Below are 24,939 nucleotides of genomic sequence, written 5' to 3'. Positions count from 1 at the left end.
CGCTGATCGACTCGGGCGTGCTGCGCACGACGCTGAACGAAACGTTCGGGACGATCAACGCGGCGAACCTGCGGCGTGCGCACGAGCTGATCGAAACTAATCGCGCGCGCGGCAAGATCGTGCTCGAAGGATTCTGAGCGAAGCCTGTATATAGCGCACTGTCTGGCCTCATCACGCAGTCGACTGGAGATTCACGCTCATGGCTATCAAATTCATCGTCGCGGTGATTACCGCCGAACCCGCTCATGCGGATGCCGTCGAACAGGCGCTGCAAGCCGCCGTGCCCGCGGTGCGCACCGAACCTGGATGCATTCAGTACGACTTGCATCGGGACCAGTCGGAACCGGGGCGATTCGTCATGATCGAGCAGTGGAGCGACGAGCAAGCGTTGAAGGCACATGGCGAAGCAGCGGCGTTCCGGAAGCTGTCATCCGTGCTCGACGGACGGGCATCGCTCGAGATCATCGATCTGGCAAAAATTGCGTGATGAACCCGTCGGCTGTGCGCATCGGCAGCCGACCGGATTTCGGAGGGAGTACCCGGCATGCTGGCAGCAATTTCGACGCTTCTGCTGTTCCAGTTCATCGGCGAGACGCTGGCAACGGTGACGCACGTGCCCGTACCCGGGCCGTTGATCGGCATGGTGCTGCTGCTCGCGTGGCTGATGGTCCGTGGTGGGCCGTCAGCCGGGTTGGAGAGTTTCGGTCGTAGCCTGCTGTCGTGGCTGGCACTGCTGTTCGTGCCGGCTGCCACTGGTCTTGTCACGGGACTCAGACTTCTCGAGGCCGACTGGTGGCGGATTGCGCTTGCCATTGTGGTGTCCACTGCGCTGGGTCTGGCGACGACAGGGTGGTTGATGGATAGGCTGACCAGGCTCATCCATGACAGGCCGGAGCAACCATGACATTGGTACCGATCCTTGCGGAAACCGTGCTGAAGACTCCGGTGTGGGGGCTGCTGGCTACTTTGATTGCATACCAGATCGGGCTCATGGCCAATCGGCTCGCGAAGGGCAACGTGCTGGCCAATCCGGTACTGGTGTCGGTGCTACTGCTCGTAGTCCTGCTGAAGGCGACGCACATCCCGTATCAGAGCTATTTCGCGGGCGCGAGGTTCGTGCATTTCCTGCTTGGGCCCGCAACGGTGGCACTCGCGCTGCCGATGTACCGCAATCTGCACCATATTCGCCGAACCGCCGGTGCGCTCGTTCCGGCGTTGTGTGCAGGCTCGATTGTGTCGGCGGGTGCCGCGTTCCTGATCGGCAAATACTCCGGCGCCGCACCAGTGGTAACGGCTTCGCTGATCGCGCATTCGGCCACCACGCCCATCGCGATGAGCATATCGTCGGGGATTGGTGGAGACCCGGCATTGACCGCCACCTTCACGCTGTTTACTGGAATCATGGGCGTGTTGCTCGTACGCCTGATTTCCGCGCTGGTGCGCGTGACAGATTCGCGTGCGCAAGGCCTGGCCGCAGGTACGGCGGGGCACGGGCTGACAACAGCTCATATGCTGTCGATTAACGAGACCGCCGGTGCTTTCGGTGGGCTGGCCATTGGCATGAATGGCGTGTTGACCTCTCTCCTGGCACCGATGCTGGCGTCGTTGGTGCGATGAATTCCGTGGGGAGCGCGTCCGTGCAACATCGCTCCCGTCCAGCCCGGCATGCCGCATTGCTTATGCGTGCGCGTTTCCGAGCGATGCACTGATGCCTTGAGCCGTCTGCTCGACGGCGCGGATGAATGCAGCCTGCGCACGCGGGCCATCAGGAAAGAGCGGATATATCATTGAAATCCCGACCGATCCTACCGGATAGCTGTTTGCGTCGAGAACCGGCGCCGCAATACAGCACAGCTGCGGATTGGCCTCGCCGTTGTCATACGCGAGGCCTTCTTCGACGGTCCGGGCCAGTTCCAGCCGGAGCATTTCCGGCGTGGTCAGCGTTGTGGGTGTGTGTTCCCGGAATGTAATCCTGTCGATCAGCCGGTTGCGCTCGTTTTCGGGCAGGTGGGCGAGGATCGCCTTGCCTACCCCGGTGCAATACAGCGGTTCCCAGTCACCGGCGGTCTGTCTGACGGAAACCACATTGTCCGCGGGCATTACCTCGATCAGGACGACACGGTCGTCCTGCAGCACCGCCAGATGCGAGGTCTGCTTCGTCATGACCGACAGCTTCTTCAGGAACGGGCGGGCAACTTCGACCAGCGATGCATCGGCGCGGACCATTCGGCTCCACGCCGACAAGGTCGGGCCGGGCGTATAGGTTTTCAGTGCCGCGTCCTTGACGACGAGACCCGTGCGTTCGAGGGTGTTGAGAAAGCGGAAGGCCGAACTCTTGTCGATGTCGAAATGCGACGCCACTTCGTTCAGCCTCTTCGGCCGCCCGGCCTTCAGGATGTACTCGAAGATGGACAGTCCCTTGTCCAGCGATTGGATGATGGTGGTGTCCGGCTTTGCGCGAGCGACCGCCTCGTCGGGCGGCACGCTCGCGGAAGCCGGATTTTTTCTGGCGGCGCGCGGCATGGTTCGGGTTGACAATAGATCAATGATGTCGTCGATTATCTCCCGTGTGACTGGCGGACGCAAATGCGCTGCCAGTGCCGCAGCGCCCGGCTAGAGGCTGGCGCTTCCCTGCACCGGGACCGCGTTGTGCGCGAGCCCGAGCGCGCGGTAGCCGCCGCGCCGTCTGAAGACGAGGTAGAGCGCGAGAAAGCAGACGCAGAGGACGGCCGGCAATACTGCGAGCGCCCTGAGCGCCCCAGTCGGCCCGAAGCGGTCGAGGTTGCGGCCGATGACCGGCAACGCCACCGCAATCGACAGGAATCCCCCGCCGCCCATCAGGCCAAGACACAGCGGCCCGCCTTTCGGAAAGCGTTCGGACGTAATACCGAGCATCGTCGGCCAGAAGAGCGACTTTCCGATACCGAACAGCGTGGCGGCTGCGAATGCGACGATGACCGAGTCTCCGCTACGCAGCGAGCCGAGCGTCCACAGTCCTGTCGCGCACAGTGCGCTGCATGCCAGCAGCGCGAGGAACGGCGAGCGATGCACGAAACGTCCGGCCACTGCACGCATCACGAAGACCAGTCCGGCGGTATACGCGAGGAACATGATGCCGTCGAGTCCTGTCAGCGCCTTCATGATGGCCGGAAACCACTGATCGGCGCCGAGTTCGGTAATGGCGGTCAGCCACATCAGGCAGAACATCACGATGAATAGCGGATTGACGGCCTCCGCTGCCATCTGGCGCATCGAAACCCGGTTCGCGGCCCGCTCCGTGGGAGGGAAAGGCTGGTTCCACGATATGGCCATATAGACAATCGTCGGAATCACGATGGTGGAAAGCTTTAGTTGCCAGCTCGCGCCGAGTTGCGATAGCGCGAGCGCGGCCAGTCCGCCCACGATCATGCCTGCCGGCCATCCCGCGTGCAGCGCATTGAGCCGCGCGGTCTTCCGGTCGCTGTACAGGGTTGAGACGAGCGGGTTCACGACACCTTCCACGAGTCCCTGGCTGAGCCCCATCAGCAGGAAGCCGAGATAAAGCAGGGTGGTGCCGGGCTGCGAGAAGATCGAGTCGGCGTGCGTCACCGGATGCGGCGCGCAGAGGATCACGACCACGCTGGCGATGAAGCCGAAACCAGACAGTTTGTACAGGCGCCGCATGCCTATCAGGTCGACCACCAGGCCGCTGACGAAGATCGATGCCGTGAATCCGAAGAAAGCCGGTCCCCAGATATAGCCCATCTGCTCCGCCGTCAGCCGGAACGTTTCGCGCAGCGGCCCTTCGATGTCGCCGCGAATCGCGAAGACGAGCGCGGTTGTCAGCATCGACGTGAAGCTGGCGATGAAGAGTCGGTTCCGGTTCATGCGTCGCTCCGTTCGTTGTCGACGATCTGCGCGAAGAAGCCGAGCATGACCGGTGCGTCGAGCGGCATCACGTGGTGGCCGAGTGCGGTACGCGCGTGCAGTCCACGGCGGCCGAGCACTTCGTGCAGCAGTTCCGACGCTGCGTCCAGCACCTCTGGCATCGCGTCGAATCCTGCCACGCAGCCTACGTGTCCATCGAGACGGATCAGCCGGACGCGGTCGATTGAGCCGGCCGCCTGCGCGAGTTGCGCGAGCCCGTTCAGTGCGCACAGACGGGCGGCCGCAATGCCGTCCTCAGCAGTCAGCGTTTCTCCGAGGCGTCCGGCAAAGCGCAAGCTGCCGTTTTCGAACGGCAACTGGAATGACGTCGTGACCAGGTCGCCGTACCGTGCCCATGGCTGGTAGCTGCCGACGGCTGCGGGTGGCGGCGGGAGTTTGATCTGCCGGGCAGCCAGACGCCCGGACGGAAGGTCATCGAAGGCGGCTAAAGCCGCGATATCGGCAGGATGATTCATGCGTGCTGTCTCCTTCATGTGCTGAATGGCGGTACGGCTGCGGCCTGGTTACGCAACGCTGGCCGTCGTTGCCGCCGGATAGTCCGCGTGATCCTTCCAGGACGCGGGCTCGGACGAATTGAAAATGAACTCGATGGTCAGGCCGTTCGGGTCCATGACGAATACCTGGTGTTCGCGCAGGTCCGGCACAGTGCGGGCCCGGTATCCCATGCCCAGATCGCGCAGCCGCACCTCGAAGGAAGGGAGGTCGGTGCAGCGGAATGCAATGTGGTCGACGACGCCGGACCCCGTGCTTCCCCCGGCATCGCGTTCTCCGAGATAGCTGTCGAGACCGGGCTGGCCGCCGGCAGCAATAGCGAGGTGGAGAACCGGTCGCTCTCCTTTGTAAAGCCAGCGTCCGTCGAAAGGAAACGACGGACGCCAGCCGGCCTGGAGGCCTGCCACCTGTTCAAAGAAGGCGGTGGTCTCGGCGAGGAGCGGGGTGCGCAGGGTGAAGTGATCGAGGTGTTGAATGTCCATGACGATGTTGATTTATAATCAATGACGTTGATTTTATAGGTCATCGACGGAGCTTTGGGAAGAGGGGGTTAACCCCGGGGCAGAGCGGATGACGGTACCCCGTAACAAATGAAGGAGGGTTGTGATGAGTGCGGTAACGCGTCGGGAAATACAGGTGCTGGGCCAGACAATCAGCTTTCTGGAAGTCGGTAGCGGCGACAAAGCCGTGCTGCTACTTCACGGTATGACGAGCGACGCGACGAACTGGGCAGAAACGCTGCCGGCGTTGGCAGCGGCCGGCTACCGGGCGATTGCGCCGGACCATCTCGGATTCGGGCAGTCTTCGAAGCCGAACGTCCCGATCAAGCCGCGCACCCTGTCGGACATGATTGCGCCGCTACTGGACACGCTGGAAATCGGCCCGACGATGCTGGTGGGGCAGTCGATGGGTGGTCACGTTGCGGGGCTGTTTGCGGCCGATTGCCCGGAGCGGGTCAGCGGGCTGGTACTGGTCAATGCGGGATACGGGCTGGCGCTCCGTGATGCGGACAATGTGCGCGATCTGGGCCATGCGAAGGAGTCGGGTGGACTATGGGCATTGAATCCTGCGACCAGGCGTGAAGCACGCATGCTGCTGGAACAGGTATTTCACAACCCGGCGCTGGTTTCGGAAGAGAACGTCGACGCGTTTTTTGCGCAGCGGCTGGCAGCCGGAGACGGGTGGGCCATCCAGTCCATTGCCGAGTCGTGGGCCCGGCGGGAAGACATGCTCGATCCTGTTCTCGGCCGGCTCGGCGGTTCGCCGGTGCTCGTTGTGCAGTCGCGCCTCGACCGGGTCGCGCCGCTGGAACTGGGGCTGCGGTTGCATGATGGCATCCCCGGGGCCTCTCTCGAGATTCTGGAAGATTGCGGGCACGCACCGCCCGTCGAGGTGCCGGATGTGTTCAATCGCGTACTCGCGGTGTTCTTGCAATCGGTGTGGATTTGACGTCCGGGCGTCTGACGTCGCTTTCCGTAATGTGTCTCCGCATGGAAAGTCATTCCCCACGAAGTTTCCGACGGCCGGTTTCGACCTATCGGTGAGCTATGCGACGCAGCGGACGTTCTGATTCGGTTTCCATGACGTACCGCTATCGCACATGGTTTTGCGCTGCGTGCGGGTTGTCGCTATGTCTAGTCGCATCGTTTAACAGCGCTTCTGGCAAAAAAAGCGAAAAGGCTGGGTCCATCCATTCGACGAATCAGTCCGGCGACGGGACATGGTAGCGCGTGGCGGTTCGACCGATTACCGGCAAATCCGGCCCACTGGCCTATCCTGCACTCGGATAAAAATTTTCATCGATGAAAATTGATCCGTCGCTTTTATCGTTCTGGGCGGTGGACGTTCGCCATGCATGCTGCATTGCGAAGACAGGCATCGTCGAAATATGTGTTGGCATCCGGCGGTTGCCGACCCGGAGCGGTCCGACGATTTTCTCAATACCGGACGGTCATAGCCTGTTCGGGTGCTCTCGCAAAACGGATTTTGCGTACGCGAACGCATTGCCTATGCAATGTGATCAACCCTACGATGCGACATCGCTGCCTTCACGCCAATGGGCCACGGCCTCCGTTATTGCGTAGTAGACAATCACCAATCCGGAGAGTGGATCGGCCCACCACCATCCCAGAAGCGCGTTCAGCGCCACACCGACGAGCACGGCACCCGCAAGGTAGGCATCAATTACAGTCACGCGCGATTCGGCTATCAGGACTGGATTGTCGAGTTTTCGTCCAGTGACTTTCTTGCCCCAGGCCAGAAGCAGCATGGCAAGCACAGTCACGGCGAGCCAAACGATGCCGAGAACAGATGGAGTTGGACGACCACCTGCGATCAGGATGTATGCCGTTTGAACGACGACATAGGCGGCCAGCGCGAGAAATGCTGCACCGATCAGGCGGAGGGCAAGCTTTTCGTTATGTCCTTTGCTCTCGGTGAGCTGCCAAATCACGACCATCGAAGCAAAAATTTCGATCAGTGAATCGATTCCGAATCCCGCTAACGCCACGGAGCTGGCGTGTAGCGCGGCAATGACGACTACGATTACACCGACGACATTCCAGCCCAATGTGAGGTATTCGAGGTTTAGACCGCGTCGAAGCAAGCTGGCACGGGATTGGTTGGTCGCGGCGCGAATGTTCGCGGTATGGGGGCTGTTCATCGTGAATTTTCAATAGACGGAGTGGCGTCGCCAACTGGCGAGATGGCTTTCTTAGCCGTGGGTTATCCGTCAATTGTCAACGATCTGGGACTGCGTGTCGAAGGTCCGAAACTGGCCGAGGCCGTGTAAAAACGTTCGGGTGGGTCGGCGAGCATCGGGGCGCGTGCGTGCGTTCAGCGTCGAAGCGGAGCGACTGGCCTGATTGCACCGAGCCAGTCGAAGCGGCAACGCGTGAGATCACGCGCCCGCCAGCTTCATCGCCCGCAGGGCCCTTGCGAATCCAAGTATCCTGATGACTCGCTTGAGGTTGTACGCCAGCACGTGCAGGCTCATCTCAGTGGCGACGTGACCAAGCCCACGCGTCAGGAAGTGTGCAGAACCCATCCAGTGCTTGAGCGTGCCGAACACGTGCTCGACTGTTCGGCGTCGTATCGTCATCGCATCAAGCTGGCGATCCAGTCTGCTCTGCATCGCTTCAAGCACCGCTTCGTGTTCCCATCGCCGGATACGTCGATAGTCAGACGGTGTGCATTGATTCTTGATCAGGCATCGCGGACACGCACTGCTCCAGTAGGTACGCAGGGTCATCGGGTTGTCGCGTTCAACGGAGCTGAACCGGTAAATCGCTCGTTGACCCGCTGGACACAGGTACTGGTCATCGCTGGCGATATAGATAAAGTCGGCCCGGTCGAACCGACCATCAGCCTTTGCACTCGACGTCTGCGACTTGGGCACCATAGCCTCAATCCCCGCGTCATCGCACGTCTTGATTTCCGGCGCGCTGAAGTATCCCCGGTCCGCCAGCGCCCGGAGCTTCTTCGTGCCCATCGCATCACGTGCGGCTTTGGCCATCGGGCTCAGCTGCGCCCGGTCGCTGCCGATGTTCGTGACTTCATGCGTCACGATGAGGTGATGTTTCGTGTCAACGGCCACCTGAACGTTGTACCCGACCACGCCGGTGCCTTTGGCCTGCGATATCATCGAGCGGGAGTCAGGATCAGTCAGCGAGACCTGTTTCTCCGGCAGGTCTTTCAACAGTTCCGCCGCGCGATCCAGGTCACGCATCTGTTCGCGCAGCGTGTCGATCTTCTCCCGCAGCCGTTCTGTCTTCGCCTCCACCTCGGCCGGTTGCGTGCGATCTGCTGTCTCCAGTGCCTCCAGGTAGCGCTGGATGCTTTGCTCGATCTGCTCCTGGCGTCTCTCGATCTTGTTGGGCGTGAAGTTGTTGTCACGGCTGTTGACCGCCTTGAACTTGCTGCTGTCGATGGCGACGACTGCTTCCGTGAACAGCGTCAGGTCCCGGCAGATCATCACGAAGCGTCGGCACACGCTGCGGATGCCTTCACCATTGCTCCGCCTGAATTCGGCGATGGTCTTGAAGTCGGGAGCGAGTCTGCCAGTCAGCCACATCAGTTCGACATTACGCTGGCACTCCCGCTCCAGACGCCGGCTCGACTGCACGCGATTGAGGTAACCGTAGATGTAGATCTTGAGCAGCACCGCCGGGTGGTAAGACGGTCGGCCGGTAGTCGCGGGCATGGCACCGTCAAATCCCAGCACGGCCAGTTCGAGTTCTTCAACGAATGCGTCGATAATCCTGACTGGATTGTCCTCGGTGATGAAGTCTTCGAGACATTCCGGCAACAACGTTGCCTGACTGCGGTCCGCACCTTCGACAAATCGCCCCATCTTCGCCTCACGCAACAACGGGTTGATTCAGTCTAGGAGATCGCGCGTGTTTTTACACGGCCTCGGCCGAACGCCGACTGACGCGGAAGACCGCACCTGACCCGTAGCGGGCAGTCACGATTGCCTTAACCGGACGCTCGCGAGTGAGAAACCGGTCATTTGCCTTGCGATGTGTACGACGCTACACTGCGCGGGCGATGAGGAAGCGCCAACCAGCAAGCTTCCGGCGAGGCACCTGTAGATGCCAGTTAAAACAATTTGGGCGATAGGAGGAAACAGCGACGTGACTGCTCCATTTTCCGGTGGGTGTGCTTGCGGATCGATCCGCTATGTATGCTCGCGCGCCCCCGTTGCGACGCTAAACTGTCACTGCCTGGACTGTCAGCGCGCAAGTGGCGCTCCCTTTGCTTCCGGCTTCATCGTCCGGGTCTCGGACGTGACGATAACCGGCACGCCGAAGACATACTCCGTTCGTGCTGGCAGTGGCAAGCTCGCGACTCGCAGCTTTTGTTCCGATTGCGGCTCTCCTCTGTTCACGCGTGGCGAGGCTGCTCCAGAAGTTATGTCCATCCGCTTCCCTACGCTGGACAATCCGTCGGAGTTTCAGCCGATGCTGGATATCTGGACATCTAGTGCGCAACCGTGGGTTTGCCTTAGTCAGGCAATTCCTCACTATTCCCAGTCGCCCTAATTCGCTCGTCGCCGATCGCGCGACAGTCCGTTTCTGAGGAATTTATACCAGCGCAGCCTACGGCCGCTGTTGGCCGTTCTGCCTCCTCGGGAGGAAGAATTGCTTTACCCGGCCTGTTGTGGAGCACAAACAGAAATCAACGACAGCATCCGAATACCCTGTAAAACCCCATAGATTTGTCAGTCGGCATGCGGGGAGGGCGCTGGTATAGGATGACGCTTTTTACCTAGCCGGAGCATGTCGGGAAATCGTCGAAAGCCGGGGCGTAAACCGCTCAGCAAGAGTGAGCTGCTGCCGTTGCCGTCTGCCAGGGTGCGGGCCATGTCGCTCGAAAATCATCTGGCTTTTGCTGCGCTCAACGCGGGAGCCGGCGATCATGTCCAGATAAGTCGCCTGCTGCGCATGGTGTATCTGGCCTGGTATCTGCGTGATGCGTCTCCTGCCGTGGAGACGGAGTTGTTCCGGCAGGGCGAGCGGGCACTGCAAAGCTGCATTGAGCGCTCGGTGGCGAGCAGGGAATGGGTGCTCGAGGTGAACGAGCAGGACATTGTTGGACAGATCCTGTCGCTGCACGACGGGCAGCTGGCTGTCGTGCCTGCCCATCGATACCTGCGGGCGTGGGAGCAATTGAAGGTATTCCTGAAGTCAGATCGGGCGAGCGTGGTGGATAGCTGACGCTGCGGATTGCGATTTACCGGCACGGTATATGAACCTGCGGGTGCAGGCGGGTAGATCCCGCCTGCACCCGCATCGCCGCATGCGTGGCGCAGACGCGCGTATCCGGGCAGCGCGACGCCGCCCGGATACGACAGCCGACGAAGATCGGGCCGGATGCGTCAGGCGACATCCCGCAGTTGGGCGCAGATCAGCGTGTGCAGATCGCGCGCGAGACCGGGCACACAGACATGGATCAGTTCCCCCCGCCTGAACTGTTCCGGCGCGGGCTTCGGGATGGCCGCCAGACTGGCTGCGTGTCCGGCATAGACGGCATCGATTGCCTGCGCAACGAGGGCGGCGGATTCTTCGCGCGAGACGCTGAGATATTCGAGGCCGCCGAAAACGTGGTGCCACGGCTGTACCGCATGCTCGTATATATCCTCCATGCTGTTGAAGCGGCCGGCCTTGTACCGGCGACAGAGGGCCTCGACTTCGGCCTGTCTCGGGCCGTCCGTCCAGTGGACCGATACGGCGCCGTAGTGGGTCATCCGCACGGAGAATTTCACGCCGGGAAAGGCGCGTTTAAGCTCGATGCGGATGTTCGCGGCGGCGAGTCTGCCGCTGTACACGTCGTCGCCCTGTTTTAGATGCCGGTATTCGCTGGCTGTCGCAAGCCGCACGCGTTTGTCGTCGGCGCGCTGCCGGGTTTCGGCAGCCTGTGCGGCCCGGGTAGCCTGCATGGTGGCAGCGTTCGCGAGCGCGGCGGCGATCTCGTCCGCGTCCGCGATATCGTCATGGACGCGCCACTGTACGCCGCGCAGGATGCATTCGGGCAGGCGGTGCGAAATCGTGCCGTTGTCGAACACGATATCGAATTCGGCCCCGCCGCCGTGCATTACGGCATGGGCTAGGGACTGCACGCCTTCCGGGTGCTGTTCGCCGTGGATCGCATAGACGATGCCATTGCGGCCACCGTAAAGGAGGGAATGGATACGCTGGCCGACCGACACCGGGCGGCGGCTGTCAGGGGAAGGGGACATGGTGACGGCTCCGGTAGGGAGTGGTAGGGTAGCGGTCCGTGGTGAGCGGTCGCCGCTGCCGGGCTGCACGCGTCCCGGTACGGACTGAACCGGGACGCGTGCACGGTGCGGATCACGCAGCCATCGGCGCGTGTGGCAGGGAGGCGGCCGCATCAGTGTCAGGTGCCCCGCCCGCCCCGTTCATTTCGCTGCCGTCCGTGTTCTCGTCCTCGCTGGCGTCCGGGCCGAAGTCGCCGGGGCTGCCGTCCCGCGCGCTGTTCTGCCCGAACACGGCAGGCATCCAGTTCGCCGCTGCGGCGAGCCGTTCGGCTTCGGTTGCCAGGTCGTTCTTTTTGAGCCTGGCGAGGCGGTTGACTTCGGACGGCGCGAAGGTTTTTGCCGCGTCGAGAATCGCGGCCTTCGGGACATGGCGGAAATACCCTTCGGCGGTCGGCTTCCACCATGCCGCCATGTCGAGCCCGACCGCCCGGGCCAGGTCCGCGCCCGGATCGTCCTTCGTCGCGCGCAGCGTCATCACGTCGACCGTGGGGGCGACACAGACAGCGAGCAGGTTCACCAGTGCGTCCTGCGACATGGCGAGCAGCACGGCGAACAGTTCCCCGCTGTCTCCGGGCAGCGAGGCCGTGTGCGTCTGCTGCACGTCGCGCAGCGCGACGGCAGCGCGCGAGTCGGGCCAGTCCGGGGCGAGGCTGGCGAGCCGGTCCTGGACGGTCAGTTTCACGCCGAGCGGCAGGTCATGGCCGTCGTACCGTTCCTGCAGGGTGGTCTGCACCATGCCGTGTACGAGCGCGGCGAGTGCGACCTGGGGATGCCGCGCGACTTCGATCTGCAGGGCGGCGGTGCGATGGGCGCTCAGGCGCTGCGCCAGCCGGTCGGACAGGGTGGCGGCTGCCGGTACGGGGTCATCTGTTTCGTCGCCGGGATCGTCCGCGAAGGGCGTTCCTGCCAGGCCACGTTTCAGGCGTTCCAGCGTGTCGAGCGCGCGGGCCTCGGCTTCGCGCAGCAGGCCGCGCAGCATGACCGCCCCGCCGTCCGGTCCCACGGTGACGATGGCACCGGCGACGGCGCGCACGTCCGGCGTGTAGTCGAGCAGACCGGCGTGGACGGCTTCGAGGTTGTCCGTGAGCGCGTCGCGCCGCTCTTGCAGGGTCGTTGCCCTGTCCTCATCCCCTGCGTCCCAGGCTTCCTCAAGCGCAGCGTCGGTACGGTCGATACGGGCTTGCAGGGAGGCAATGCGGCGGCCTTCTCGCGCGTTCGGCTCGCGGGCGTGCTGGCGGGCCGTGTGAAAGGCCTGCCGGTCGGCATGGCTGATGTGCGGCGTGGCGTCCACCCACGCCCACCCCTCGGCGCGCAGGCCGGCGGCGAGCGTGTCGAGTGTTGCCCGGGCGAGCCGGTCGAGCAGGGCGGCGTCGGTCAGATACACGCCGCTGTCGTCCTCTGCGAACAGGTCGCGGATGACCTGACCGCCCGCTGCCGTATACGTGTCCAGTCCGACGAAGCGCGCGAGCGGATGCGCCGCGCTGACTTCGCGCGCGATCAGCCGCTCGCGCAGCGCGGCCGAACTGCGCTGCCAGTGCGGCGCGTCGTAGAACGCGGCTTCCTGCGCGCAGTGGTCGTCCGTGATGGTCAGGGCCATCAGTTGTTCCAGCGTCACGTCGCCCGCGCGATAGTCGGCCATCAGGCGCAGGGAGACGTTGGCGAGTTTCAGGCGGCGCTGCACGACGAGCGGCGACACGCCGAAGTCGGCGGCGATGTCCTCGACGGGACGGCCTTCCCTGACGAGTGCGGCGAAGGCCTCGAACTGGTCGGCGGGGTGCATGGCCTCGCGCAGGATGTTTTCGGCGAGGCTCACGGTGCGCGCGGACGCATCGGCCACGAGCAGGCAGGGCACGTGATGGTCGGCGGCGAGGCGCCTTTTCTTCGCGAGCAGTTTGAGGGCGGTCAGGCGGCGGTCGCCTGCCACGACCTCGTAATGCTCGCCGTCGGCGGCAAGCACGACGATCAGGTTTTGCAACAGGCCGACGCGAGAAATGCTCGCGGCGAGTTCCGGGATCGACAGGCGGCGGGCGGTCTTGCGCACGTTGAGTTTCGAGTGACGCGGAAGCAGTTGTCCGAGGGGCACAAGAATCAGGTTCTTCGCCGGATCGGCCATGTCGAACGAGGTGACGGCGCGGGCTTCGGTTTGGGTGATCGCATTCATGATAAGGAATCCTTTAAAATAAAGAGGGAGAAATAGCGGAAAAACACAAACAACGGCACGACACAGCGCGGCGCAAGACAGCAACAAGCACCGGGAAAACGGAGGGGCGTGAACCCCTCCGGGAACATCAGGCCTTGAGTCGGCGCATGCCATCAGCCAGGAGCCAGAGCGCGCGATTGAGACGCACGTTCTGGTCGATGCCCTGTACCGGCCGGGTCTGCTGGCGTCGGCCATTGGCAGCGCGACCGGACAGGCCGCCCTTGATCAGGTTTTCCTGCACGCGGTTCATGACGCTCCACAGGTCGGCGTGGGCGTCGTCGGCGCGTTTCGGGGCGAGGATCTGCGCTTCGGTGACGGGAGCGGGGCGGGTGGGGTCGTCGTACTTTAGGGCGAGCGCGGAGCGCGCGAACACCTGGGCCTCGCCGTCATCCAGCGTGACCGCCTGCATGGCGTCGCGCGAGGCCTGGGCCTGCCCGAAACCCTGCAACACCGCATAGGCCCCTTCGATGACCTGCTCGGCCACGCTGCCCTTGTGCGGTACGCGCACGTCGGCCACGGTGTCGCCGCAGACAAGGCCGTTCTGGCAGACGAAGCGATACATGCCGGCCAGCATTTGATAGCTGCTGGTGCCGTCGTGCGAGTTGAGAAGGATGATTTCGTTGGCCTCGCGCCCGTCGATCTGGCTCGCGTGGCGCAGGCGGATCATGTGTTTCGTGAATTCGCGGCGGTCGTCATGGCGCACGCGCGTCTGGCACACAAAGAACGGCTGGAACCCTTCGCCGCGCAGTTCGTCCAGCACAGCCGACGTGGGGATGTAGCTGTACCGCTCCGAGCGGCTGTCGTGTGCGGCCTCCGCGAAGATCGACGGGGCCACGGCGCGGATAGCGTCGTCGGAGAGGGGGAAGCGCGAGCGCAGCACCGGCGAACCCGATGCAAAACGGCTGGCAAGTTGCATGGTCTTGCTCCTGAAAAAATGAAATGGTTTTCAAAAACACCACCGGATTCCAAGATTCGGAGCCCGCGTTCCGGGTTGTCCGGTGGAGCCGGCGCAGGGAGCTGGGCTGTCCCGTTGCCTCCGTCTTTCCTGAGTTCATCGCCCGCGACGGTCAGGAGCGCGCGGGCCGGCGCCGTCAAGGAAAGATGCGGCCGGGGTGGGGCGGCCCGCAGCGCAGCGAGGACACGGCCGGACGCGCCTTGACGGTGCCGGCCCGCGGGCTACAGTCGCGGGAGAGGTGATGAACGAGGGAAGACGGCGGATGCGGCAATGGCCGCAGACGGCGCTGGCTCCGGGCAAGCGGAGCGCGCAGGCCCGGATCGGGAAGCCGGGCCGGAGGGGTCAGGGATGGAAGCCGGAAGGGCGAGACGCCGCAGGCGGCTCGATGCGCAGCACGAGAGCCCGACCCTGCCTCATGGAATGGGGCAGGGAGACCCCGAAGTCACGAAGCCGTCGTGGCGCTTCAGTGGGCAAGTGCGACCGGTGAAATGGCCTCGTGCATGCGGGTCACCATTTCGGTTCGAGCGTAAGCATATGGCCTTCATACGTGCCGTCGTCCCTGGGGGCGATGCGCACATGGATCTTGGACAGAAATCTGGCCGGTGTTGCGAGCCACTTCAGTATCGCCAGCTTTTCGTCCCCGCCGGGGATGTCGTGTCCAGTATCTTGCGCCGTCAGAAGGTCCTGCAACATGCCGGCGGCAAGATCAGGCACACTTAGCAGATCGTCAAGATAACCCTTTTCCACAAACGATTTTCCGAACCCGAGAACGTCGAAGCCGTGCGTCATGTACATCGCACCGATGCTGCCGAACAGTTTTTGCGTGTCGGCAAATGACCGATCTTTGGCATCTTCGTTGATCTGGTCTGTGTCGCTGTACCAGAGCAGACGCTGCTGGTCATACGTCATCGCCGCGGTGAATGCCGCGAGGATATGCAGCACGCGGAGGACTTTCTCGCCGACGTGGCCAGTCCATTTTCCGAACCCGCCCTCTTCGAGCTGCCTTGCAATCGATGCATGGGCCTCGCTTTTTGTCATGCCGAAGACCGTACCGATTTTCTTGTCGATCGCGACGGTGACGACCGCGCCGTGGACGAGGTTGTCGATCAGTTCGAGATACTCGGGCAGAGCGCGGCTCCGCGGCCCGTATTTGAGATCCTTGTATTTGAATTCGCTGTAGGGATCGTGAATCTTGTGCTTCTGCCGCAGCGCGTGCATATGCGCCTGGAAGGGGCCATTCTTGTCCAGCGCAACAAAGAGGAAGGAATACGTGCTGTAGCGCGCATCGGCATGCTCGCCGCCGTAATCGGACATGACCGCGATCTTGTTGTCGTCGGAAAAGTCCGGGAGCGCGGGGATCGACTCGAGCACTCCGGCCAGCACGTGGCAGAAGTAGTGGTGCTCGGGCTTGATGCCCGGCAGCCTGAAAGGGCCGTGTTTGCGGATCTTCTGGTGCAATGGCCCGATGGCGATGAGCTTGGCCCGGATGTGTGCTCTAAAGGCCCGATCGATCAGTACCTTGAGAGTCTTCTGCCTGAATGGGGGTTCCGTTCCACCCGGGAAGCCAGATGAATGCGGCAGATACATGCTTCACGTCCTGGTCACGGTTGCTCAAGTAGTAAGGCGAGGTCGAGGACCTTCCACGCAAGGCGTCCGTTGATACGGACGGGGCGGATAGGTCCGTTTTCTAGGCATGCCCATTTTCGCAGCGTTTGAGGCTGCCGGTTGAGAACATGGGCAGCTTCGTTGGTGGAGAGCGCGTCGCGACCCTTTGCCAGTGTGGCAAGGCCGGCGGGAACGATAAGGGGCATCGTGAACCTCGCTTCATATATCGGTTGAGGCGACCGAACGCCGATGACAGCGAGGCTGCATAAAAAAACCCGCTCAGGGGGCGGGCTTGATGTGATCCTTTGAGCATGCATGGAGCGCCGTATCGGAGCCCATCTCGCAGAGGCCTCGGTAGGCTTTCGCCTTGAAACCGGATCAGGTTGTTCGATTCAACAATAGCACAGTACACGCACGAAAATAAGTTGCGATCAACCGCGCGCAGTAGATTTTCTCGGACTTCCGCATTTCCTGATTGCGGTCGGCGATCTTGATAGATCACAGAAATTGGGGCTGCTAGCTGCGCGTGACCCGGAAAGGGTTAAAAGCGTCGGGGTCGTTTTGCCCGTCCGGCAGCGGATCAAACAGCATGGGCTCTTTTGTGTAATCGAAGTCGAATGTGCGTGTTACTACCGGCATATCCGTTGCGCTTACACTAACCTTGACTCCCCCGTACCAATCTTTCGCGGATGTACCGGCGGCCATGCCCGGCTGGATTGCCGGGTACGGCCAGGTAAAGATCGTGACCAGTCGCTCGTCACCGGGGTGCAGGTCCGTCTGTTGCGTTTTGGTCATTTCAAACTGCCCCGCCGACGGGCTATGCCTCAACTCCCCGGTTAATTCACTCACCACCTGAACGTCTCGGAGCGTACGTCCGCCAGTATTGTGGATCGCAACGGCGTATCGATAATAGTTATGACTGACTGTATTGTCGGGTTTCGTGACAGTTTCAAGCGACCAGAAACGGCGCTGGCGATTGGTCGTATCGAAGATGATTTCGATGGGCGATAGCGCTTCATAAGTCGACAAACGGGCTTTGTCTTTGACCGACGAGCGATACGAGGCCTCGTATACCCATGCAAGCAGCAGCGCGAGCGTAACCGCCGACCACATCGGTAACGACCAGTGCGGGACTAGGTTGATCAGTTTCCAGCGATTCTCATCGTCCGGTCGCCAGAACTCGTCACGAACGAACGGAAACGCGGTCAATACGAACCACGCCAGCCCAACCCACTTCCCCCATATTCCCTCTGCCCAGAGCGATTTCAGGTGGTCTTTCCGGGTCTGCTGGATCGTCATGGAGGGTCCGTATCGGCGTGGCTATGCGAAGTATATAAGGGTGGAATCGCTAGCCTCGCAGCCTAGCGCCAGATTTCTGCGAGCCGGAAAGTCAGGGACTGGGCGGCTGGCCAGCCAGCACTGACGAACAGATTGAGGCACGCCATGAGTTCGCCCAGCCGCGCATCGTCGCTGAACACGTCCCGATAGTCGGCGAGATATTTCTCAACAACGCGAACAATTACGTCGGCGCCCATCGATTCAAATGCATAGCCGAATCTGGAGGACGCCATGACCGACTTGACGATCAGTCGAAATACGCTGGGCGGGTCGGCCTGGATGAAGTTCTCCAGGGCCTGGATCAGATAGTAAGCCGTGTGGACGACACTGCATTCGGCCAGGCGGTCAAGCACTGGCATAAGCTCACGGTAGAGGCGCCAGCGACGCGCCAATTCCTCTCGGGTGTGATCCGCGTTATTGTTGCCGCCGCTCGCAAAGTAAATTCTCAGTGCCATGTCGTCAAGGACGCCGCTTAATGCCTGCGCCCGCGATACGACCTCCGATGGCCATTCACGCGATTTGGCCACGTCATGCTCGGCGTAGATTTTTTCGATGGCATCAGAGACGGCATCGACCGTGTCCCGGTAGAACGCTATCGTCTTGGCCCGCTGGCGATCTTGATCCGAGCCTGTGTCGTCGCCGATGGTCAATTTGTCGGAGTACCGAGCGACCCAGGCATGCAAGTTCTCGGCATGCCGTGACGGGTCAGCAAGTTGCTCCGCGTAAAATTCGTCGGCTTCGGCATTTGAGAATACGAAGTGGATATCCATGATGTGCGAAGCCGCAGATTGGTAGACTTGCCCGATTCCCGGACCCTGCTGTCCCTTGTACCGGTCAAGGACGTGCTTTGCGATCCGAATGGCACGCTGAACGTCGAGATACGCGACCTGTGCCAGGGATTGAATGGCGGAATCGATCACCTGACGTGTGTACTCGTGCTCCACCACGTGCTTGATCTCGGCCCATACCCACGCCGGATCGCTGTCTCGAAGCACGTGGAGGTTCTGCACAATCTGGAGACGAACGTCGCAGACTGGATCACGCGCGAGTTCATGGATGGCAGCCTGGACGTCAGGATCGAGCGGATTCTGAGGCCGGGCGAGCGCCATGAGTCCTCCGGCTGCCCCGTTGCGCGCCGATGGGCCACCCCAGCTCGCCTGGTCGTGGAAGCGCTCTTCGTGCTCCTGGGAAAACGATGGGGACGTCGATCCCTTCGCGAACAGAAAGATTCTCTTCAGGCGGTCCCGAACGTCAGCCTCTTCGATGACTTCATAATGCGTTATTGCCACCCGGTGCGCAGCTTCTGCTGCCCTGCCGGTGGCATGTTCGTAGAGCGTTGGGTCTATTTGTCCCTGGGAAAGCGCGAGGAGACGATCCACCAGCGGATCAATGAGGTCTAACCGTCGACGGGCCTCATCAAGGCTCAGGCTGGTGTCCCAAGTGTTCGGCAGAGCTTCGACGGGGCGCATGAGTTCCCGGATGGCGATGCTGTGTTCGTCCGTAACATTGACGCCCATTTCTTTCAGGTAGGCGTCCGTGTCATACGGCCTGCTGCTGAATTCAAGCTGCATGGCCGGACGATTCGCGGGTACCTCTGCGTTTGCGGCGAGCTGGTCCTGAAAGGACTGCATCTCCGGCGTCACGCAGTCAGCGGCGGAGAGACATCCCGCCAGGATTTGCTGACTATGGGTGCTTCCTGGCCCGGACAGGTCGAGGATAGCCCGTTCGATGGCAGCCTTTTGTTCGGTGGTCAGCGTCGAAAAAACGGCCGTGAGGTAGTTGCCAACTTGAAACCGTGTTTCGAGCGACCCTAAGACCGGCTGGGCGCTCGCCAAGGGTAGAACGGCTGTGCCAAACATGGCAGGGTGTTTCGCCGCCGCTGTCAGCAGGGCGGACCAAAGGACAGCATTCCCCGCTTCGTCGGCTACCGTTTCGACAATGCGTGTGAACACTTCCTGCGTGTCATTTCTGGCCGACAGGCGCTCCAGGAACTCATTGAATTTGTTGAGGAGGACAGGAGCGTCTCGATAATGCTGGATACCTCGCCCGTTCCACCCATAGCTTCGGTCATGGACATAGCGTGCTGGTCGTTCGCCGATGTAGAACTCTTCTACTTCGTTTGGACTCTCGGGGTCGGCTTCATGGCGACGAATGTAACCGTCGAGGCCGCGCGCGATGGCCTTCGTTCCTTCAACGGGATGCTCGTCGAGCAGCCACGGGGCAGCTTCCCCAAGCATCCACCAGGCCATTTCATAGTCCTGGCGTCGCGTGGATGAGAAGCCCATGATGGCGCTGCTTGAAATGCTGGTTTTTGCATCGCCTGAGGGCTCTTCGTAGTCAAATATCGAAGCGTACAGGTCGATTGCAAAGTCAAGGTCGTGGGCCGCGTACGATCGGATGTGGCGGGTGATCCAGTCCAGTTCCTCATAGCCGAATTGGCGAAGGTGTTCAGGTTCCAGCGCACGTCTCAGAAGCCTGATCGTAGCCTGCGGGTCGGACGCCATGGTGTTGGCGACGCCGTTGATCGCGGTGATGACGAACTGCTCGATACGCGGGTCGTGATTCCACGCAAAATCGAGCAAGCGGCGCGCGGCCGCGCCGGCGTGGGTCAACTGTTCGGTGGTCAGATCCCTTGGCCTTTCGGTGCCTGCCTGAACGAGAATTCGAACCGTATTCATGGCAGCGTCGGTTCCGACCTGCGATAGCGTGTCGGCAAGCGCCATCCACGGACCGGCGTCCGGCCCGATCAACGGAGCGCCTGCCTTGACGTGAGCAAGCAGGGCACCGGTCAAGTGCTGAAGGATCAGCTCGGCGGCGCTTTGTCGGGGCGAGTCTGGTGTCAGGGCATCAAGAAGCGGCTGCAGATCCGTCAAGGTTTCTGCCTGCTCTGCGATCGCGACAGGGCCGACAAGCTGACCAACGGGCGACACCCGGGCCTCGCGCGCGACTGCGAAGGCCAGATTCCAGAAGCGAGGTCGGCCGGATTGGCCGTCGCTCCACACCTCGCTGAACGTCAGAGACAGGCTTGGCCTGAGCATCAAGGCGAGAGCGGGCTCCTGGATCAACCTGTCGACCAGATCCGAGGGGTCCCGGCCGCGCCGAAAGACGAGACGTGCCACGGCGTAGTCAAACAGGATATGGTGCGAGAAAAGGAGCGCGTCCTCATTTTGGCCGTGCTCGTCCTCTGCTCGCAGTATGTCGAGCTCCTCGAGCTCGACGATCGCTCCGGGATCAGCCTGCGCCAGGACGTCAACGCGAAAGGCCTGGAGGGATCTGGACGTCAGCATGCAGTCAACAACCGAGCGAAGGGCGAGTTCACGACGATCGTGATTTCCGTCGGAACGGCGGATGCGGTGATTCCAGTAGGTGCCAAGCAGTTCAGACTGGGTCGTGATATCTGCAAGTTCGCTTGTCACGATGCCATCTTCGACCAGTTCGGCGAGGAGCTTGAGGTTAAAAATGTTGCGCAGCAAGCCGCGCAATGGAGCCGAGGCGGCGTCATAAAGACTCTTCAGTTCCGGTGAAAACGCAGCGATCTGGGCAAGCTCTGGCTCGGTCAGGCGCGCCACGAGAATGTGTCGTACGTTTGGAAATCCCGGGTCTGCGTGATCGGGAGTTGGCGGACGGCCTCTAAAGAGGCGAGCCCACTCAGCGCCCTGGCGCAGGTCGTAGCTTCGGACCGAGGCAACGACATTCCACCTGCCTCCGGCTTGCCTTAGAACATCCTCAATCGTCACGCGCAGCACGGTTTGGGTTTCGGATTTCCGGGCGGCATCCAGCGCGTCGACAATCAGGAGACCGTGCTGTGCGCCAGGCCAGTTCGCGAGGACTTCCCCCAGGTCGTGTGAAATGCCGAGCTCTGCGCGTAGCGCCGCAAGGCCATCCACCATCAATATGTCGACAGGGATAAAAATGACGTCACGACCCGTGGCCTTCTCGGTCTCTGCGAGACGATAGGTGATACTGGTTTTGCCAGCGCCCGGTTCGCCGACGAGCAGCACGGAATTTTGTCGTGCAGCCTCGACGGTGTTCGGCCAGACGGCCCGTTCAACGATCGACGCGGGATTGCCTTCGATGAGGCGGGTGAAACGCACAGCTGTCGTCAGGCGGCGGGCCGTCCATGCGCGGAGGGCAGCGATGTCGGCGCGGTAGTCGGGTGCAGCCTGAAGATTGATTCCGGCTTGAACGAGCGTGCTGAGCAGTGTTGAGGCGTCCGCACCCGATTGATCGGAACGCAGGCGCGCACAATGAGTGACCAGATGCGAGAAGGCCGCCTCGGCTTGATCTGGGGCCGTGAGTAGCTGGGAACGCAGGTCGTCCATCGCCGAGAGCCGGTCGCGCTCACCCGGCTCGACGTCGATGAACTGAAGGTGAATCAAGCGAAGTAGCGTGCCGATCGCGGGGGATGTGGGCGCGGATCCATAGGCTACCAGCCATGAGCGTCGAATGTGAGCCTCAACAACACTGGCTACTTCGCGCTCCTTCTCGTTCAGCGCGATCTCCGAAAGCAAGGCCCTGTCGGGCTGATCTCGAAGTCCTCGAAGAAGCCGGGTCAGTGCGCCTCTGATCTTGGCCGGCGCGGTGCTCCTGGTCGCGAGCACAAGCCGGTCGCGCGCAGGATCAAGGGGGCGCCCAGGAGCTGCTGCGTTGGACAGGTGTTCGGATGCCGCCTTCTGCTGGCGGACAAACTGGTCCAGGGCCTTCGCCAGTGGTGATGTCGCGCCAGTAGTCAGTCCGACGGTACGCTTCACCTGTACGAGGACGATGCCATCGTCGCTCGTCCGACAGTTTACGTCGTCGACGTCTTCTCCGCTCTGAGAGCGCAAGGTGAGCAGACGGGTGTTCGCAGGTAGGTCAAATAGTGGGTGTGCGAGACGGCCGAGCAGAATACGGACGCAGTACCAGGCGGCAACCAGGGTTTCATAGCTTCCGCCTGCCGCTTCTGCTCTACCTCCGGCTGATCCGCGATTCGATGCCATCTTGGTCGTTGACGTTGTCCCGAATGGTCGTTTGACTGCAGATCGATCAAAGCTATTGCCGCGGCTCTCCATTTGCGATTCTCACGACCCACGTGAGAATCAGTTTTTCGGAGAAAGCGCGATACCTGTCGGCATCGGCAGGTGTCGCTTGCGTTTGGCTGTGCGCGACTGCATTCCGAATGGAATGCAATTGATTAACCAGTTTCATCTCTTCGGGTGTAACCAGATTGCGCGTCTCAAGCATCCGGAAAAGAGTTTGAGGAGGCAGGGGGCGTCCGGCTGTGCTTGGCTCCTGCAGGGCACCACCACTTTCCAATAGTTCCTTGGCTTGCCCGAGGACCTTTTGCCACATCTCCATGATGACCCCGCTGGGGTTGATCTTCAGTGCGCGGTTGTCCATTTCGATCGGGTTGCCGCGTTCTATCTCCGCAATCACTGCGGGTTCCGGTTCTGGGATCTCGTTAACTACTTCTTGGGCTTTCTCGATATCTAGAGAGAATTTCCCCGTGATGCCTCCGGGGAGAGTGGCTTCAGTGAGTCGGCCCAACAGGGATTCAAACCGGTCACGAAATTTCAGTATCAGGTATAAAACAACGCCGGGCCATGCCAAGGCTTCGATCAACTTGGAAACGAATGTCCAGAAATCCATTTGGCATACCCCGTCTACTTATCGTTATTTGAATCACTGACACGATCCTAGCACACGTGAATCGTTAGATTTCGCGAGTCCATGTGGCCGACTACACGTGCCTGACTGCGGATCAGTCAATCTGCCACTCTCAGAAAGATGATGTCAGCATGGGCCAGCGGTCGATAGTCCGCGTGGTATACTGTAGTTGCCCCTGCAACTCAGGACACGCGGACATCATTAGGTTGATGATGCCGCAGCCCGTCTGAACTCGCGAGGCGAGCGGTATTTCAGGGCTTTGTGCGGGTGGCGCTCGTTGTACTGCTCGAAGGCAGCGGCCAGATGCGTGAGCGCCGTGGGCACATCGGGCTTGTCCATAAAGGCGACGTAATCGTGCTTCATCGTTTTCACGAACCGCTCGGCCATGCCGTTGCTCTGCGGCGAGCGCACGGGCGTGGTCAGCGGCTCCAGACCCAACTCTCGCGCGAAGCGGCGCGTGCGATGGTCGATATAGGCTGAACCGTTGTCCGTCAGCCACTCGATGGGCTGCGCGGCCTGCATGGTGCCGAAGCGCTGCTCGACAGCAGCCAGCATCACATCGCGCACCACATCGCCGCTGTGGCCGCCTGTTGTCGCTGCCCAGCTAATCGCTTCCCGGTCGCAGCAGTCCAGCGCGAACGTCACACGCAGCGGCTGGCCGTCGTCGCATCGGAACTCGAAGCCATCCGAACACCAGCGCGTATTGCTCCGGTCCACGGCCACGCGACCATCATGCCGTCGCTTGTCTCGCCGCACACCAGGCCGATGCAGCAGCAACTGGTGCTCGCGCATCACACGGTAGACCCTTTTGTGATTGACGCACGGCGCACCGGCCATCTCGCGGCTGCGCCGCAGCAGTGCCCAGATTCGCCGGTAGCCGTAGCTCGGCAGACCTGCCACATGCGCCCGGATTTCATCGAGCAGGCCCGTGTCGTTGGGCATCCGTGCACGGCGGCCATCTTGCCAGCCAGCTTCGCGAACCTGCTTCACCGCCACACCAGAGCGCGCCACACCGAGAACTTCGCAGACCGTTTTCAATGGTCGTCCCCCGGCAGCAAGGGCGAGCGCGCAATCAGGTTTTTTGAGCGGCCCCATTCGACTGCCTCGCGGAGAATCTCGTTCTCCATCGTCTTCTTCCCGAGCAGCCGTTGCAGTTCCTTGATTTCCTTGATGGCGGCGGCCAGTTCCGACGCAGGCACGACTGTCTCACCCGCTTTGACTGCCGCCAGGCTGCCTTCCTGGTACTGCTTGCGCCAGCCGAACACCTGGTTCGGATTGACGCCGTGCCGTCGAGCCACTGCCGATACCGACGCGCCGGGAGCTAACGTCTCCTGCACGATGGCGATTTTTTCCTGCACCGTGCGTCGCCGACGACGCTCCGGTCCGCTCAGAATTTCGATGCTTTCCACGTAATGACTAGGCTTCGTGATGGTCACAAGACTATCCGTATTTTAAGAGAGTCCTTGTGTCCTCAGATACGTGGGGCTACTCCATATACATGAATTTCTCTGAATATCGCTGGTATGTCCGGATCGTCATCAAACGGTTTTCCGTTCTCGGCGTCAGTGGTATCCAGGTCGTTGGGAATGCCCATAGGTGACAGTCGTCGCACATAGATGCTTAACGATGTGTCCAGCTTCGCGATTTCCAGGACCCGCAGCATGCACACGCCGGACAGGAGCACGACGGACGAACTATCCAGCGCCTTACCAATGTCGCGAGTAAGTTCAGTGATACGCAAAGCGTTGACGAAATTACCTTGCTCGCGTAGCAGGTAGCCATCTAGGTCGAGTACGGGGTGACCAAGCGCTTCGCCGATCTTGCGGGCAAGCGTCGTTTTGCCCGCATGCAGGTCGCCGTCAAAAGTAACGAGTCCGCTTGCAACGTCGAAAACTCGACGTTGCAAGTCAGGCACGCTGCGCAATTCAACTCGCTCCTCGCCCATCTGTTGCTCCATGGAGTGCTGTCGCCATGCGAGCAGATGTTCAGTTGCGAACC

Annotated in this window: 22 protein-coding genes; 7 read left to right on the top strand and 15 right to left on the bottom strand. The window is 61.4% G+C overall.

Features of this window, described 5'->3' with window-relative positions:
* The 4 genes from CY652_RS17920 to CY652_RS17905 form a co-directional block, all read left to right on the top strand.
* On the top strand, positions 1-137 hold a 137-nt coding region (locus tag CY652_RS17920), incomplete at its 5' end, for a zinc-binding dehydrogenase (RefSeq protein ID WP_146010134.1).
* A 62-nt stretch (positions 138-199) separates the two neighbouring features.
* Positions 200-487 (top strand): putative quinol monooxygenase, encoded by a 288-nt coding sequence (locus CY652_RS17915; RefSeq protein ID WP_102132056.1) that lies wholly within the window; start codon positions 200-202, stop codon positions 485-487.
* 57 nt (positions 488-544) lie between these two features.
* A complete protein-coding gene (locus CY652_RS17910) occupies positions 545-904 on the top strand; it encodes a CidA/LrgA family protein (protein WP_102132055.1) in 360 nt (119 codons plus the stop codon).
* Positions 901-1,617: an LrgB family protein gene (locus CY652_RS17905; protein ID WP_102132054.1), complete on the top strand. Its 717-nt coding sequence runs from the start codon at positions 901-903 to the stop codon at positions 1,615-1,617. The genes CY652_RS17910 and CY652_RS17905 overlap by 4 nt, the downstream gene beginning before the upstream one ends.
* Positions 1,618-1,677: 60 nt before the next feature.
* On the opposite strand, the gene CY652_RS17900 is transcribed toward CY652_RS17905, so the two are convergent.
* From CY652_RS17900 to CY652_RS17885, 4 genes are all read right to left on the bottom strand, one after another.
* Entirely contained in the window at positions 1,678-2,523 is an 846-nt protein-coding gene (locus tag CY652_RS17900) for an IclR family transcriptional regulator (protein WP_102132053.1), read from the bottom strand.
* Positions 2,524-2,613: 90 nt separating this feature from the next.
* Positions 2,614-3,867 (bottom strand): MFS transporter, encoded by a 1,254-nt coding sequence (locus tag CY652_RS17895; RefSeq protein WP_102132052.1) that lies wholly within the window; start codon positions 3,865-3,867, stop codon positions 2,614-2,616.
* Positions 3,864-4,382: an Atu1372/SO_1960 family protein gene (locus tag CY652_RS17890; RefSeq protein ID WP_102132051.1), complete on the bottom strand. Its 519-nt coding sequence runs from the start codon at positions 4,380-4,382 to the stop codon at positions 3,864-3,866. The genes CY652_RS17895 and CY652_RS17890 overlap by 4 nt, the downstream gene beginning before the upstream one ends.
* A 48-nt stretch (positions 4,383-4,430) precedes the next feature.
* A complete protein-coding gene (locus tag CY652_RS17885) occupies positions 4,431-4,901 on the bottom strand; it encodes a VOC family protein (RefSeq protein ID WP_102132050.1) in 471 nt (156 codons plus the stop codon).
* A 124-nt stretch (positions 4,902-5,025) separates the two neighbouring features.
* On the opposite strand from CY652_RS17885, the gene CY652_RS17880 reads away from it, so the two are divergent.
* On the top strand, positions 5,026-5,868 hold the full coding sequence (locus tag CY652_RS17880) for an alpha/beta fold hydrolase (RefSeq protein WP_102132049.1): 843 nt from the start codon (positions 5,026-5,028) through the stop codon (positions 5,866-5,868).
* Between the two features lie 577 nt (positions 5,869-6,445).
* Here CY652_RS17880 and CY652_RS17875 read toward each other — a convergent pair.
* Together CY652_RS17875 and CY652_RS17870 are read right to left on the bottom strand one after the other, a co-directional pair.
* Positions 6,446-7,081: a cation transporter gene (locus CY652_RS17875; protein WP_102132048.1), complete on the bottom strand. Its 636-nt coding sequence runs from the start codon at positions 7,079-7,081 to the stop codon at positions 6,446-6,448.
* 237 nt (positions 7,082-7,318) lie between these two features.
* Positions 7,319-8,770, bottom strand: coding sequence for an IS1182 family transposase (locus CY652_RS17870; protein WP_102132066.1), 1,452 nt, complete (start codon positions 8,768-8,770; stop codon positions 7,319-7,321).
* A gap of 241 nt (positions 8,771-9,011) precedes the next feature.
* Between CY652_RS17870 and CY652_RS25145 the strand changes: the two genes are divergently transcribed.
* Positions 9,012-9,461, top strand: a complete 450-nt coding sequence (locus CY652_RS25145; protein ID WP_102132047.1) for a GFA family protein — start codon at positions 9,012-9,014, stop codon at positions 9,459-9,461.
* A gap of 321 nt (positions 9,462-9,782) precedes the next feature.
* Positions 9,783-10,136, top strand: a complete 354-nt coding sequence (locus tag CY652_RS17860; RefSeq protein ID WP_258002351.1) for a hypothetical protein — start codon at positions 9,783-9,785, stop codon at positions 10,134-10,136.
* 161 nt (positions 10,137-10,297) lie between these two features.
* On the opposite strand, the gene CY652_RS17855 is transcribed toward CY652_RS17860, so the two are convergent.
* From CY652_RS17855 to CY652_RS17805, 9 genes are all read right to left on the bottom strand, one after another.
* Positions 10,298-11,158 (bottom strand): LPD29 domain-containing protein, encoded by an 861-nt coding sequence (locus tag CY652_RS17855; RefSeq protein WP_146010133.1) that lies wholly within the window; start codon positions 11,156-11,158, stop codon positions 10,298-10,300.
* 112 nt (positions 11,159-11,270) lie between these two features.
* Complete coding sequence (locus CY652_RS17850; protein WP_102132044.1) at positions 11,271-13,358, bottom strand: ParB/RepB/Spo0J family partition protein; 2,088 nt, start codon at positions 13,356-13,358, stop codon at positions 11,271-11,273.
* Between the two features lie 127 nt (positions 13,359-13,485).
* Entirely contained in the window at positions 13,486-14,313 is an 828-nt protein-coding gene (locus CY652_RS17845) for a DUF932 domain-containing protein (protein ID WP_102132043.1), read from the bottom strand.
* A gap of 546 nt (positions 14,314-14,859) precedes the next feature.
* Complete coding sequence (locus CY652_RS17835; protein WP_219723755.1) at positions 14,860-15,939, bottom strand: hypothetical protein; 1,080 nt, start codon at positions 15,937-15,939, stop codon at positions 14,860-14,862.
* A gap of 534 nt (positions 15,940-16,473) precedes the next feature.
* On the bottom strand, positions 16,474-17,256 hold the full coding sequence (locus tag CY652_RS17825) for a hypothetical protein (RefSeq protein ID WP_102132040.1): 783 nt from the start codon (positions 17,254-17,256) through the stop codon (positions 16,474-16,476).
* 62 nt (positions 17,257-17,318) lie between these two features.
* Positions 17,319-22,274 (bottom strand): ATP-binding protein, encoded by a 4,956-nt coding sequence (locus CY652_RS17820; RefSeq protein WP_146010132.1) that lies wholly within the window; start codon positions 22,272-22,274, stop codon positions 17,319-17,321.
* 52 nt (positions 22,275-22,326) lie between these two features.
* Positions 22,327-22,923 (bottom strand): hypothetical protein, encoded by a 597-nt coding sequence (locus tag CY652_RS17815; protein WP_102132038.1) that lies wholly within the window; start codon positions 22,921-22,923, stop codon positions 22,327-22,329.
* Positions 22,924-23,142: 219 nt separating this feature from the next.
* Positions 23,143-24,341, bottom strand: a protein-coding gene (locus CY652_RS17810; protein ID WP_180970656.1) for an IS3 family transposase whose coding sequence is annotated in 2 segments (ribosomal slippage) — positions 23,143-24,026 and positions 24,026-24,341 — 1,200 coding nt in all. Because the reading frame shifts where the segments join, the coding sequence is not laid out codon by codon here.
* Between the two features lie 71 nt (positions 24,342-24,412).
* A complete protein-coding gene (locus CY652_RS17805; RefSeq protein WP_102132036.1) occupies positions 24,413-24,898 on the bottom strand; it encodes a hypothetical protein in 486 nt (161 codons plus the stop codon).
* Between the last annotated feature and the right edge of the window lie 41 nt (positions 24,899-24,939).

This window comes from Burkholderia sp. WAC0059, from assembly GCF_002870125.1.
Lineage (GTDB): Bacteria > Pseudomonadota > Gammaproteobacteria > Burkholderiales > Burkholderiaceae > Paraburkholderia.
This window is presented reverse-complemented; position numbering and strand designations above follow the sequence as displayed.

Bases quoted from the DNA above. Each gene is read 5' to 3' on its own strand.
- CY652_RS17855 (WP_146010133.1), bottom strand. From the start codon at position 11,158: ATGTCCCCTTCCCCTGACAGCCGCCGCCCGGTGTCGGTCGGCCAGCGT.
- CY652_RS17860 (WP_258002351.1), top strand. From the start codon at position 9,783: ATGTCGCTCGAAAATCATCTGGCTTTTGCTGCGCTCAACGCGGGAGCC.
- CY652_RS17815 (WP_102132038.1), bottom strand. From the start codon at position 22,923: ATGGATTTCTGGACATTCGTTTCCAAGTTGATCGAAGCCTTGGCATGG.
- CY652_RS17910 (WP_102132055.1), top strand. From the start codon at position 545: ATGCTGGCAGCAATTTCGACGCTTCTGCTGTTCCAGTTCATCGGCGAG.
- CY652_RS17875 (WP_102132048.1), bottom strand. From the start codon at position 7,081: ATGAACAGCCCCCATACCGCGAACATTCGCGCCGCGACCAACCAATCC.
- CY652_RS17885 (WP_102132050.1), bottom strand. From the start codon at position 4,901: ATGGACATTCAACACCTCGATCACTTCACCCTGCGCACCCCGCTCCTC.
- CY652_RS17915 (WP_102132056.1), top strand. From the start codon at position 200: ATGGCTATCAAATTCATCGTCGCGGTGATTACCGCCGAACCCGCTCAT.
- CY652_RS17805 (WP_102132036.1), bottom strand. From the start codon at position 24,898: ATGGAGCAACAGATGGGCGAGGAGCGAGTTGAATTGCGCAGCGTGCCT.
- CY652_RS17835 (WP_219723755.1), bottom strand. From the start codon at position 15,939: ATGTATCTGCCGCATTCATCTGGCTTCCCGGGTGGAACGGAACCCCCA.
- CY652_RS17900 (WP_102132053.1), bottom strand. From the start codon at position 2,523: ATGCCGCGCGCCGCCAGAAAAAATCCGGCTTCCGCGAGCGTGCCGCCC.
- CY652_RS17890 (WP_102132051.1), bottom strand. From the start codon at position 4,382: ATGAATCATCCTGCCGATATCGCGGCTTTAGCCGCCTTCGATGACCTT.
- CY652_RS17895 (WP_102132052.1), bottom strand. From the start codon at position 3,867: ATGAACCGGAACCGACTCTTCATCGCCAGCTTCACGTCGATGCTGACA.
- CY652_RS17870 (WP_102132066.1), bottom strand. From the start codon at position 8,770: ATGGGGCGATTTGTCGAAGGTGCGGACCGCAGTCAGGCAACGTTGTTG.
- CY652_RS17845 (WP_102132043.1), bottom strand. From the start codon at position 14,313: ATGCAACTTGCCAGCCGTTTTGCATCGGGTTCGCCGGTGCTGCGCTCG.
- CY652_RS17825 (WP_102132040.1), bottom strand. From the start codon at position 17,256: ATGACGATCCAGCAGACCCGGAAAGACCACCTGAAATCGCTCTGGGCA.
- CY652_RS17880 (WP_102132049.1), top strand. From the start codon at position 5,026: ATGAGTGCGGTAACGCGTCGGGAAATACAGGTGCTGGGCCAGACAATC.
- CY652_RS17850 (WP_102132044.1), bottom strand. From the start codon at position 13,358: ATGAATGCGATCACCCAAACCGAAGCCCGCGCCGTCACCTCGTTCGAC.
- CY652_RS25145 (WP_102132047.1), top strand. From the start codon at position 9,012: ATGCCAGTTAAAACAATTTGGGCGATAGGAGGAAACAGCGACGTGACT.
- CY652_RS17820 (WP_146010132.1), bottom strand. From the start codon at position 22,274: ATGGCATCGAATCGCGGATCAGCCGGAGGTAGAGCAGAAGCGGCAGGC.
- CY652_RS17905 (WP_102132054.1), top strand. From the start codon at position 901: ATGACATTGGTACCGATCCTTGCGGAAACCGTGCTGAAGACTCCGGTG.